Source organism: Bradyrhizobium sp. ISRA430, assembly GCF_029909975.1.
GTDB lineage: Bacteria > Pseudomonadota > Alphaproteobacteria > Rhizobiales > Xanthobacteraceae > Bradyrhizobium.
Window position 1 is genome coordinate 1,953,030 of the sequence record NZ_CP094516.1, and the last position, 12,258, is coordinate 1,965,287.

Here is a 12,258-nt window from a genome sequence, read left to right on the forward strand (position 1 = left end):
GAGTGCTGAAGCAGCTTGGTATCAATCGGCTGACCAAATCATAAGGTCAGGACGCAGAAGGTCGGCTCAGCCAGGTTGAAGGCGATGCCCGAAGCCCGAAAGCCAAGCGCCGCGGCCCACGGCACCAACATGTCGATGGCAGAATCCCTGCCCCTGAGTCGGCTCCTGCCAAATCTCGACCGATCCATCGACCCATTGGCCAAAGCCCCTATTGCTCGTCAATGAAGGTGGCCGTCACTGCGAGGCGCGTGGACCGCGCGCCCCCTTCATTCGCCGCCTGACGCAGAGAGGGCGCTGACCCGGGCGCGTTAACTTGCGTGACATCACTTCATGACCGCTCACTTACCACCAAGAGGCTTCGCGGGTGCGCCATTCTTGTTTCCGGGCAGGCCGGCAATTTCCGCGGAATCCTGTTGCTTGACCGTCGGATTCACCTGCTCAGCGACTGTTGCGGAACGAGGCGGAGGGCCGCTCTGGATTCCGGCGTCGCCTGGAATTCCGGCGCCTGAATTCTGGGCGCTCGGAACGTGGGTGTCGAGGTTCATCGTTTGCGCGGCGGCCGGCGGAGCCGATACCGCCGCCGCAACGATCACTGTGCCAACAATGTTCTTCATCGTCTCCATCCTTTTTCGTTGGAAGGTGTCGGAACAAGAGCCGTTCGGCCTTCTCCCGATTTGCCAACACCGGTCGCGAACGCCTGTTTCCGCCCGCGCCGAATTTAACGTGTGAGGAATCGCGGCCCCACGGGGTGACCAAAGCGCGGCGCAACGACGCGACCGGCACGGATTTGCGTGGATCAAGTGCCGCTCAGTTCCGCAGGCAGAACCGCCTATTCGCATCGATCCACGTTTTGGAGCCCAAGGTGGCCTCCGCACGGTTCATGCCTTCAAGTCGTCCGGGCAAAAAGCGCTGTGGACATTCTCGTGTACCGAAGGCCCGTGCCTCGGTTACCGAATTCGACCCGCGAAGCAACTACAGTGGCTCAACCAAGACCGACTTGATATTGCAGAATTCGCGGATTCCAAATTCGGATAGTTCACGCCCGTAGCCACTGTCCTTGACGCCGCCGAATGCCAACCTTGGGTCTGAACGGACGTTCTCGTTCACAAACGCGGCGCCCGCGTCGAGCTCTTCCGCCGCTATCCGTTCTCCTCGAGCGGCGTCACCGGTAATCACCGCCGCTCCGAGACCAAAGTGACTGGCGTTGACGGTACGGATCGCGTCCACCTCGTCCTTGGCGGAAATGACGGCGGCGACCGGTCCGAACACCTCTTCATCATGCGCAGGCTGCCCGGGCCGCACGTTTGACAGCACCGTGGCGGGATACCATGCACCCGGTTGCTTCGGCACTTCGCCACCGAGCAGAATTTTGGCGCCCTTCTTCACGCTATGGCTAACCTGGCTCGCAATCTGATCGCGCGAATGTACGCTTTCCATCGGTCCCAGTCTGGTCTTCGGATTGCTCGGGTCTCCCACTACATAGTGGCGCATCTCTTCGATCAGCGCGCGCTCGAACACTTCCCGTATGCTCTCGACCACGACAAACCGCTTGGCCGCAATGCAGCTCTGGCCGCCATTGACCATCCGTCCGCGCGCGCAGATCTTGGCGGCCGCAATGGGATCGGCATCTTCCAGAACGATGTAGCCGTCCGATCCTCCAAGCTCGAACACGCCCTTCTTCATGACGGCGCCCGCAGTTGCAGCGACAGACTTTCCGGCCGCGACGCTGCCCGTCAGCGTCACGGCGGCAATATGCGGATCCTCGATCAGCGGCTTGAGGTCCTTGGATGACAGAAGCACTGTTCGGAAGATGTTGGTCGGAAATCCGGCCTCCCGAAAGACCTCCTCAATCGCAAGCGCGCAGCCGGGCACATTGGAAGCATGTTTGAGAACGCCGCCATTTCCGGCCATCAGATGCGGCGCCGCAAATCGCATCACCTGCCAGAAGGGAAAATTCCAGGGCATCACCGCAAGGATGACGCCGAGCGGATTGAATGTCACGAAAGCACGAGGGGGAGGCTTTGGCCCGGCATGGTTGACGCTCATATCCTGAGGGATTGGCCTCAAAAATTCTTCGGCATGTTCCGCAAAAAATTCGCAACACCAAGCGCACTTCTCGAGCTCGGCCAAACCATCCGTAACGGTCTTGCCCATCTCGTCGGTCATCAATCTGGCATAGCGTTCGCGGTTCCTGCGAATGGCTTGCGCCGCGTTCTTCATCAGATCCGAACGAACGCTGAATGGAGTCCGCCGCCAGTCAATTTGCGCCCGATGCACATCAGCCGCAATCGACATGGCTTGATCCACTGCATGTCCTTGATAAACGCGGCCGTTTTCGCCAGTCGCCGGATTGATGGTCTGGAATGAACGAGCTGCCGCCGCTGCCAGAGTCTTTGTCTTGGCCATGTCACGCTCCTATTCTTTGGCATTGATGCGCGCGGCAGCCATGCGTCGAGCGCTCTCTAGAACGAGCTTATGGGTCGAAAACTCGCGCCGGCAACACCGGGTTCCAATGCGGAATTCCGAGGGTCTAGCGCTCTTGGAAATCGGCGGCGCGACGATGGTTGATAGAACCAGAACGTCGCCGTTCTCAGGCCTGGCAGAGGAACCGATGGGCAAGGCAAGCGCCCCCAACACACGTCTCGATCATCGTCGTGTCGCGCCCGAGGGCCGGTTCCGACGACCGCGGCTATACGTGGTTGGCGAGGCACCCGGCGCCGAGGAGTCTACGCAGGGCAGGCCTTTTGTCGGTCCGGCCGGCAGAGCGTTGCGCGAGATGCTGGAGGAGGCCGGAATCGAACCCCGCCAGGTGCGTTTGGCAAACGTCATTCCTTTCCGGCCAATCGCATATTCCAAGGATCGGAAACCACGCAATCGCAGCCCAACGATCGAGGAAGTCGACCACTATGGCGCAGCCGTGTTAGCCGACATCCGGCGTTCAAGGCCTGGCATAATCGTTGCGCTCGGCAGCACAGCATCCCGCCTGTTTGGCCAGTCACAATCAATCCGGATGACGCGCAAGGCAAAACTGCAATTTGAAGGCCATCCGCTCCGCATCACTTTCCACCCAGCCTACGCCCGCCGCTTCGGCGGGCGTAACGGCGATGCATGGCGTCAGGCGGTCGCTGATCTCCGCCTGGCTTGGCAAGAATCGGCGGTTCATTTGAATCCAAATCGCGCTTGAAGACTGGATGACGCGTACCATTGACGATTTCGGCCTCGATCGACCGCGAGGTCACCGGCGGCGGAAACGAAACGCACAATGTGCGATCCGTCGCTCAGGTCCGCACCGTCAACCGGGCAGGTTCTGAATTCGACCCCAGGTGCTCTTGGTGCCCCAGATCCCTGAGCGCAGCGCCTCGAGTTGCACGATCTGGCTGTGGTCGACGAACAGATTGACCTCGTTTCCGTAGTTCTTGACATACCATTCAAAGACCTGCGGGTCGGCGCCTTCGAACATGACCTTTTCGAGCCCGAGCTGATTGATGATGCGGGCGACCACATCGGTGCGCCAACTGCTGACGTTTTCGGTGATCCCTTCGCTTTCGATCATGATGATGTCGGCTCCGGCATCGAGCACCCGCTCGGCTTGCGCGACGAGCCAGCCGACATCCTTGGTACCCTCGGCTGCGAGCTCCTCGGTCGACGTGCTGCCGCCAGCGCCGAACTGAATGCCGAGTTCGGGCTTCGCCTTCAGCCCCGCTCTTTTCACCTTCTGCACGAGACGCAGCAGGCTATCGGTCGGCAAGCTGATGAAGCCTGTCGAAATCTCGATCACATCAAAGCCAAGCACCTTGGCCTCCTCGATGTAGCGATCGACCGCGTCCACGCCGAAGCGCACAACGTTCTCGATCCAGCCGCCGGTTGAGACGTAGACGTCATGATCGTGCGCCAGCTTGTTGATCGACCTGACCGCATCGGCTGGCATCAGCGCAAAAGAACCACCGGCATATTTGAGACCGTCAACCCAGGTGCCGACCGTTTCCAGGATATCGGCCAGATGGCGGGGACCATAGGCGCTGTAATAGGGACCTCTGATCTCGGTGATGCCGACCCGGCGCGGCTTGGCCGAGCGTGCCGCCCGGGGAATGAAGGGAAATGTGGTGTCTGCCATGGCTTCATCCTCCTCAGAACTTCGTTCGAACCTCCGCCGGCGGGATTGAGATGTCGCCGAGCAGCGACGTGAGAGCGGCAACTGGGCACTCCTCCAGCGACGCAATCGCCTCGGCGAGTGCGTCGCACTCGGAACGGCTCGCGACGGCAGCCGTGACGCTATCGAACTTGCGGCGCGCCGCGGCCCAATCGAACGGCCTGGTATGAAAGCCGTGATAATCGTCGCAACGGATCCGAAACACAGTCCCGTCCTTCTGTTCGACTTCGAGATCAGCAGGGATCCGCTGCGGGAACTGCGCCGACAGGCCGGGATCGGGCGTGACCGTCACCTTCCGCAGCAGCATCTGGACATCTTCGGCCGAAATCCGTTCGGGTGCGTATTGCTCCGGCTGCACCTCGCCGTCGATCAACGCGACCGCCAGCATGTAGGGCAGACTGTGATCGGCCTCCTCCTTGGTTCGCACGATTCGCTTGTCGCCCTCCTCCCCTCCGCCAATGATCTGATGGGCTACCGCAAACGTCTTGAGCCGTATTGCCGAGACTGCGGCCGCCTCGAAGCCCGGGCGAGCACGAATATCGAGCGCTGCGTCGAGCGCAGATTGGGCGTGGATCTCGGCATTATGCTGCTTCACGATCGTTCGGCGCACGCCTTCCAGATCCTCTTGTCGCCAGTCAATCTCGAAGGGGCCGCCGATCACCTCCTTGAATCCCTTGATGCCCTCGAACACAGCTTGGGGGCCGGTAATGCCGCGACTGGCGAGCAGCGCTGCGTGCGTGGCCGACATCGCCGTATTCGGATAGGCGAGTCCCTTCCAGTGAGACAGCGCGCCTGTGCGGGTGATACGCAGCGCATTGTTGGCAGTGCCGCTGATGGCGATCGCATGCGCGATCTGTGCAGACGGCAAGGCCAGCGCCTTGGCAGCGCCTGCAGCGGCCGCGTACGCCCCCTGTGTGGTATGATCGAAGCCCTTGTCGCGGACCGGAGCGGCATCGCTCAATCGGATGTGGACCTGGTAGGCGACAGCGAGCGCGGTGAGCAGATCGGCCCCACTCGCCTCCCGCATCTCCGCTGTTGCCAGGACTGCGCCGAGATTGTCGGATGGATGGCACGTCTCACCGGGCGCTATATAGCTGTCCATGAAATCAAGGTACCGGCTGAGAGCGCCATTGTAGAACGCGGCGCGGTCCGGCGCGGTGCGACCGCCTCCGATGAGCGTGGACAACGGACGACCGCCAAGTTCGGCGACGAGACCGCGAATCGCCGCGACAGGCGGCGCATCCAGCGCTGCGATGGCTACACCAACCGTATCCAGCACGCGAATTTTGAGCTGCTCCAGCGCCCGCTCGCTCAGATCCTCCAGTCGGGCACGTTCCACAAACGTTGCGAGCTCCTGTACCTCTTTCATGACCGCAGGCTCCTTGTCTTGCTCCGCTGCCGAGCTCCGCCCATGCGGGCAAGCATTCCAGCACGGTCAGCCTCAGGCCCGCATCGTCGCCGTCCTTTCAGCCGCTTGCCTGCGATGCAGGGTCAACGTAACAGCATGAAGACGGTTGCAACGCGAGAACAAGAACCGGGATGGGTAACTGGGCTCGATTACGACGGCCCGCCGCGTCTGGCTTGAACCGAGCGATGTCATCAATGCCCCCCTTGCCAAGTTGAGAAAGCTGTTGAGACGGTAGCGCCGGACCCCGCTAGCTGTGACCGGCGCGGCGGGGGTCCGCATGCCGGCGATATCTTCCGTCAGCTCACTTGCTTGGCTGATGCGATCGTCGTGTTGCTCTGTCTAGGCAGCTTGCGTGTGCTGGCCGCCGGGCCGCGAGATTTGCTGCAACGAGGCTGCAGTTGCATCGCGTTCGTGGCTTCGCGCTATGTCACCCAAGGAAAGTATGCCTACCAGACGCTTTTGCCGATTGAGCACCGGCAGCCGCCTGACTTGAATATCGCCCATGTTCCAGCAAACCGAGTCCAAGTCCTGGTCCTCGAAGCAATATTTGACGTCGGGGGTCATGACTGCCTTGATCTTCGTGTCCGGTCCGCGCCCTTTTCCAAGCACGCGGATAGCGAGGTCCCGGTCGGTGACCATGCCTACGAGGTAGTCACCTTCCGCAACCGGCAATAGCCCAACGTCAAGCAGGGCCATCGCTTCGGCTGCCTCTCCTACCGTGTCTTCGGGGCTGCAAAGCTGAACGTCCGAGGTCATTACATCAGACACTCTCATGGAATTTCTCCGCTCTGATTGGCCTCCAACAGCCAGCGATACCTGACGTTCCTGAGCGGCGGACAAGCCGTCCTGCAGGCGATTCCGGTGCACTTCGGGCGAGGCTTCCCGCTTGCTGTGTGAGGCCTCGCGATCGGCGGAACCTTCCTAGAAGTCCGCTTGAGGGCCATGTTCCGGCGATCCGACCAGCGCTCGCCTTCCAGGTGCGTCGATTTCCCAGATCCGCCCATTTCGTGCGTATCAAATTCTTGCTGCCCAAAAAAGCGGCCCCGCCATTTGCATTTGCGCAAAGTGACGGGGCCTTCGGAACATTCGCCTCTTTCGAGGTCCCTGCTCCTTGTCGGGCAACGTCCAACCAGCCGCCGCGTTCCGTTGGCTAGGGCTTTTTTCAATCCATGCCGTTCCGGGTTGAGATCTCGACGCTGGCGGTGCTTGCGTTACCGCATTGAATCTAGATGCCCGGCTCAGACCTCAATCAAGGCATAGGGTCGGCCGGTGGGCTTCTCGATTGATCGGGCCACGTTGTAGACTCGCGCCCCCCCGGGCGTGCGGCCCTCATAGCGGCCCTGATGGGCATGGCCATGCACCACTGCACTCACCTTAAATCGATCGATCGTTTCGCCGAGACGTGACGAGCCGAGGAACGGAAGAATCTCCGGTGGCTCGCCCTCTACCGTATCGAGAACCGGCGCGTAGTGAAGAACAACGACAGCCTGCTTGCTGGCGACGGCGCGCATTGCATTTTCGAGGCGCGTCGCTTCGTTGACGGCTTCGGCGACCAGGCTTTTGACGACGGCCTCGCCGAACGAAGCAAGCATGCGGCGGCCAAACCCACCGATGAAGCCCTTCACCCCGACGAAGGCGACGCCATCGATTTCGTACGACTGCCCATTGAGCAGGTGCATCCCGGCACCCTTCAAGATGCGCTTTACGTCTTCAGTCTGCCCTGACTCGTAGTCGTGATTTCCGAGCACGCCGACAACGGGAATGGAGCAGGCGCGCAAATCCTCCGCCAGAAGTTCCGCTTCGGACGGTTTGCCGAGGTCAGTGAGGTCGCCGCAAAGGACAAGCGCCTGGGCCTTGGTCGAAAGCTCAGCAAAGAGCTCCCGGAAGGACAACGTGCGATCCTCCTTCACGTGGAGATCGCCAATGGCAGCGAAAGTGAGGTTGTCGGGCTTTTCAGACATCGCTACTCACTATCCTCGTCTGCGTCGACAAAACCCCATTCCTCAATGGCCTGCTCGTAATCGACCTGCGAAAACAGACGCCCACGACATATCTTCACGCGCGGAGGAGGAAGCTCAAACTGAGTCTTCAGGCGGGCGACCAGTTCGTCCATCAGCCAACGCGGCACGCATTCGCGTTCGCTCGGATAGGCCCAGCGGAAGTTGAGTAGATGTGCCAGAAGCACCTCCCAATGCAACTCCATGTGGGCAAGCAGACGCCGCCAATCGATCTGGTCGTGCTGTTTGAGAATGAGATGCGCGATGTCCGCACCGTCGTAACGGTGCCGTAGCTGGACGAAAGCCTTGGACCAGATCAACTCCGTCGGGGCAATGATGCGCATCAACGTGCCGAACACCTCGATGCGCGGTGCGGATTCGAACCATTGGTCGGTCACCGGAGCCATGCCATGCCAGAACGCGAAGATCACATCGAAGAAGTCCTCGCCCTGGAAGACTTTGCCGAGCCAGCGTTCGTCCTCGATTTGGACGGTGTATCCGAGGCGCCGGAAGTGATTGAGAACCCGGGGATAATCAGTCGGCTTGCACACGATATCGAGATCTTTGGTCGCGCGCGCCACGCCGGTATAGGCGCTGAGCGCATAAGTGCCGGCCAACAGAAACGGAAGATCGAGCTTCGCGAGCTCGCGCAAGGCTTGAGTATAAAACACCTCGGCGCGGACCGACGGCACGGTCGGCTCAGCGGCTGCATCGACCGTCTTTATGGATCCAGCGACCGGTCTGATTTCCTTTGCCATGAAGGTTCACTCGAAGCTTATCGGCTTCGGCCATAAGCCACCTATTTGACAATCGAATAGGCCATGCAAGGTTCCGCTCGCCCTAGATGTGGAGCCTCAAGAGGTTATCCTCGGTCAAACCCAGTCTGCTGATCGGCGTTCTATAGTCGGTGCCAGTTGTATCAGTGCAGCCAGATCGGCAGCCCTTGGGCGCGCCGATCTGATGTCGGATAGGCTTTGGCATAAGCTCAATCCCGAAGTGCGGTCTGCGATTTCAATGGCTTACACTTATGCACCGATGCAACACATGAACGTCCAAACTCGCGCTTCAGAAGCTCCCATGAAGCGCATCACCAGCCATAAGAGCAACGATTACATGTCCACGGTCATCGACAGCAGATACGTGCGCGGTGCTCCCAGGAAGAACGTTCCGAATGAAGCTACGCTGGACCAGTAATTCGTACCGGTCACATTCTGAACGTTGGCGCGGAAAACCGTCTTCCTGCCGTTGATCGCCGTCGTGTAGCGCGCACCGAGATCGAGTCGCGTCCAATCCGGGATCGGCTGCTTGTTCGCCGCATCGACGAACTGCCTGCCCGTGTAGATGACTGCCCCATTCAAGGTGAGCCCTCTCACCCACGGGAGATCCCACTCGGCTCCAATATTGGCCTGTAGGTTCGGAACGCCGATTGGGGTGTTGCCCACGTTTGCCGCGATCGCGGTCTTCGTCAGGGTGCCATCCAGCAGCGAAATGCCTCCGAGAACACGAACATCGGGCATGAGTTCGCCGTAGACGTTGAACTCGAGCCCGCGTACTTGCGTTTCGGCGGTCGCCGCGAAGCGCCCGGCCAACAGCTCGCCGCTCGCCTTCGATATCTCGAAGGCGCTGAAGGTGGTTGCGAGCCGGCCGAAGTCCACCTTGATGCCGGCCTCGTATTGCTTGGCGATATAGGGCGCGAGCACTTCGCCGGAATTGGAAGCACTTTGAGGCGCGATGTCGCCCCGGCTTAGCCCTTCGACGTAGTTCGCGTACAGGGAAACGTTGTCCATGGGCCGGACGACGAGGCCGACCACGGGAGTGGTCGCGCTCTTGTCGTAGGACGTCGTTAGCGTTCCGACATTGGAGAGATAGTTGTTCGCCTCGACGCCCTGGCGCCGGACACCCAAAGTCAACAGGATACGTTCATCGAGCACGGACAAGGTGTCGGCGATCGCGAGCCCCGTGAGTTCACTGTCCGAGAGCCGAGGGCGCCCGCTGATCTCGTTGGCGAACTGAGTTGGCGCCACGGTCGGAATATAGATGTTCGACGTAACCAGACTGCCATTGGTGAGCCGCCGGTACAGCGCGTCATGATAGACCGAGGCCTGGAAGGTGACGGCATGGTGAACGAATCCGGTATCGAAGCGGGCCCGTACACCGCCATCATATGTGTGCCGATCAATGCTCAGCCCGAAGAATTGCGGCGTCGAGGTCGTGTCGCCGCTGGTGTTGATGATCGTTGGAAGACCGAAGAAGCGCTCGACATTGGTTCGCGATCCGCCGACGTCGGCAAACAGCGTAACCTGATCGGTTATGTCGTATTCGGTGCGCCACAAGGCAGATTGATCGTTGATGCGCGACCACTCCCAGGATTGCGTCACGTTCAGCCGGCCGTCCGGCGCCTTCGGCACTTGCAGCCCGGTCGCCATGAGGAACGGACGTGACGGAGCATCGAACCGATCGGTCTGCGCGATAAGGTAAAGCCAGGACCTGAACCGTTCGCCCTGATAGTCGAGTGCCAGTGATCCGACACCCGTCGTTTCAGACTGGCGGTCAATCGGCGTGTCGCCGCTGCGCAGACTGCCGCTGGTGCGCAGGCCCCATTCCTTGCTGTCGCCGTAGCGCCTCGCAACATCCCAGTAACCGCCGAACCGTGTGGTCGAACCGTAACCGGCGGTGAAGCGGGTCAAGTCCTCTCCCGCACGCTTAGGCACAACATTGATGACGCCGCCGACACCGCCATTGGGTGCGATCCCCGAGAGCGCGGCTAAGGGCCCCTTGAGCACTTCGATGCGCTCGACGTAATCCGTGAAGATGCGATAGCTCGGTGCGATGCCGTAGAGACCTTCGAAGGCGAACTCACCATTGTTGCCTTCGTTGATCGGGAAGCCGCGAATATTGAAGGAATCGACCACACCGCCCGTGGGGTGGGAACTGCGCACGGAAGGATCCAGGATCAATGCATCCGCACCCGTCGCCGCCTGCTGATCCCGGATGAATCTGTCCGTGTAGCTCGTCACGTTGAACGGTGACTTCATCGTGTCGATGTTTCCGAGCAGTCCGAGCCGCGCACCTTGAGCGACTTGGCCGCCTGCAAAGGCCGGCATGACACCCGACTGCGACGGCTGCGATTGCACCGCGACGGTTACGGTCTGTGGGGCGCCAGGCGCCGTGGTGCGGCGCGAAGCTGATCGAGCCCCGGCGGCATTTCGTTTGATCGATGCGCGGCGGACCGACTGTTGCGTCGGAGCATCGATGGTCACGGGTGGAAGTGAGGTGGTGCCTTGCGGTGTTTGGGATCGAGCGGGCGATTCGCACCACGCCAACAACGCCGCTCCACCCAGCAGCACCGCACCAAAGCGAGCTACCGTCCCAACCCCACCTGCACGTCGCATTTCCAGAAAGTCCCTCATCAACAACACGGCGCCCAACGTGAAATGGCTCCACGATCGGCCTGCAACAACCACGGATCGACGATCCGCTCTCCGCGTTCGAACTCGGCCGACACGTATGGCGCCGTGAATCAACTCCCCCGCAGACTCGAACTCCGCGTTGGTTGCCTGCGCCTCATCGGCAAGTCCGATCGCTAGCGATCTGCACCGTCTCCTTAGAGAGACGCTATGGTGACCACAACGCAAATGCGTGGGCTGCGACTTAGAATGTCTCGATCGTCGATCGACTCGAGCCAGCGGCACCGTGTTTGGAGAAATTCCAAAGTTGCTTTGGAAGATTCTAGATCAGTGCTGTTGAAATTTGGCAGGAAGGATGGACGGGAACGCTCTCCGCAGAGGAGATGCTTTTCCTGGAAGCGGCAACGATTTGGCTCGCCTTTGCCGATGGTGTGACATAACGACTCGCGGCTGAAGATCACGGCGCCTTTGCCGGATCACCGTGATCAGTAGCGGTGCCGCGTGCCGCCACCGACAGGACAAGAAGACGCGCAACCGCGAACATCGCCTGCAGCACGGGCGTGGCTCCCTGTTCAAATTCTGGCGACAACACGTCCTGGCAGCGTCGGCTCTCACCCGACCAAACGCGCAGAACGCTCAACATCTTGGTGATTTGGGAGGTGCCGGATGAAACCTGCCGTGAAGGGCCTGGTTATGCGATCATCAAACGCGACTATTCGGCATGGCCACTTCAACGCGGATCAGCTTAGCCGTTGCCGGCGTGCTGCTGATCATCTTCGGTGGGACGGCCATTGAGAGTGTTGGACGGGTTCTGGTTCTCGAAGTTCTGCACCAGCCAGGCACCATCGAATCTGCCGGCGCCAAGATCGCTGGTCAGCGCCGTGAGCCAGCTTCCGCCCAGAAGCCCACCCGAGTAGCGCATCGGATATTTGCCGTGCATGCCGACCCAGTAGGCAAGCGGTGCGCCGGCGATAATCAGGGGGCCGAACAGCTTGGGCCGCAGCGAGGCCCTGGGACGCGCAAACACATAGGACACGCCGGCCGTGCGCAGTTCCAAAAGGTGAGCGTCGGAGACGTGCTCTCCGAGAACCGCCATGGCATGATCGCCGCCCACATTGTCTTTACCGAAATGTACGCGCCCCGATGGGTCTATCCCGATCGCGAGCTTGGGGCCGTTGCGATTTCCGAGATGCGCCTCGCGTGTCAACTTTGGCGCACTGGGGCGTCCCTTTGCCATTTCGCTCATCGTCTTGCGGCCGACGATCCACCCATCGGCCTCAAAGCTTTCGTGAATCC

Annotated in this window: 10 protein-coding genes and 1 pseudogene; 1 reads left to right on the plus strand and 10 read right to left on the minus strand. The window is 60.6% G+C overall.

Translation table 11 applies throughout. The features are described from left to right. Positions 1-338: 338 nt before the first annotated feature. On the minus strand, positions 339-623 hold the full coding sequence (locus tag MTX21_RS09970; RefSeq protein WP_280964625.1) for a hypothetical protein: 285 nt from the start codon (positions 621-623) through the stop codon (positions 339-341). Between the two features lie 349 nt (positions 624-972). Next, positions 973-2,406, minus strand: a complete 1,434-nt coding sequence (locus tag MTX21_RS09975) for an NAD-dependent succinate-semialdehyde dehydrogenase (RefSeq protein WP_280964626.1) — start codon at positions 2,404-2,406, stop codon at positions 973-975. A 205-nt stretch (positions 2,407-2,611) separates the two neighbouring features. Here MTX21_RS09975 and MTX21_RS09980 point away from each other — a divergent pair, with 205 nt between their 5' ends. Next, entirely contained in the window at positions 2,612-3,184 is a 573-nt protein-coding gene (locus MTX21_RS09980; RefSeq protein WP_280964627.1) for a uracil-DNA glycosylase, read from the plus strand. Between the two features lie 108 nt (positions 3,185-3,292). Here MTX21_RS09980 and MTX21_RS09985 read toward each other — a convergent pair whose 3' ends face one another. The 8 genes and pseudogenes from MTX21_RS09985 to MTX21_RS10020 all read right to left on the minus strand — a co-directional run bounded on the left by MTX21_RS09985 (position 3,293) and on the right by MTX21_RS10020 (position 12,058). Next, a complete protein-coding gene (locus tag MTX21_RS09985) occupies positions 3,293-4,114 on the minus strand; it encodes a phosphosulfolactate synthase (RefSeq protein WP_280964628.1) in 822 nt (273 codons plus the stop codon). Positions 4,115-4,127: 13 nt separating this feature from the next. Beyond that, complete coding sequence (locus MTX21_RS09990; protein WP_280964629.1) at positions 4,128-5,519, minus strand: MmgE/PrpD family protein; 1,392 nt, start codon at positions 5,517-5,519, stop codon at positions 4,128-4,130. A 378-nt stretch (positions 5,520-5,897) separates the two neighbouring features. Then, positions 5,898-6,332 carry a CBS domain-containing protein gene (locus tag MTX21_RS09995; protein ID WP_280964630.1) on the minus strand — a complete coding sequence of 145 codons (435 nt, stop codon included), beginning with the start codon at positions 6,330-6,332 and terminating at the stop codon, positions 5,898-5,900. A 464-nt stretch (positions 6,333-6,796) separates the two neighbouring features. Further along, on the minus strand, positions 6,797-7,519 hold the full coding sequence (locus MTX21_RS10000; protein WP_280964631.1) for a metallophosphoesterase: 723 nt from the start codon (positions 7,517-7,519) through the stop codon (positions 6,797-6,799). Positions 7,520-7,521: 2 nt separating this feature from the next. Then, the gene (locus MTX21_RS10005) at positions 7,522-8,313 is read right to left on the minus strand and encodes a nucleotidyltransferase family protein (RefSeq protein ID WP_280964632.1); all 792 of its coding nucleotides are present in this window, start codon (positions 8,311-8,313) and stop codon (positions 7,522-7,524) included. Positions 8,314-8,395: 82 nt separating this feature from the next. Then, positions 8,396-8,561: pseudogene (locus tag MTX21_RS10010) on the minus strand (IS481 family transposase); the annotation flags it as partial. Positions 8,562-8,664: 103 nt separating this feature from the next. Next, complete coding sequence (locus MTX21_RS10015) at positions 8,665-10,965, minus strand: TonB-dependent siderophore receptor (protein WP_348637482.1); 2,301 nt, start codon at positions 10,963-10,965, stop codon at positions 8,665-8,667. A 742-nt stretch (positions 10,966-11,707) separates the two neighbouring features. Continuing rightward, positions 11,708-12,058: a DUF3141 domain-containing protein gene (locus MTX21_RS10020; RefSeq protein WP_280964634.1), complete on the minus strand. Its 351-nt coding sequence runs from the start codon at positions 12,056-12,058 to the stop codon at positions 11,708-11,710. Between the last annotated feature and the right edge of the window lie 200 nt (positions 12,059-12,258).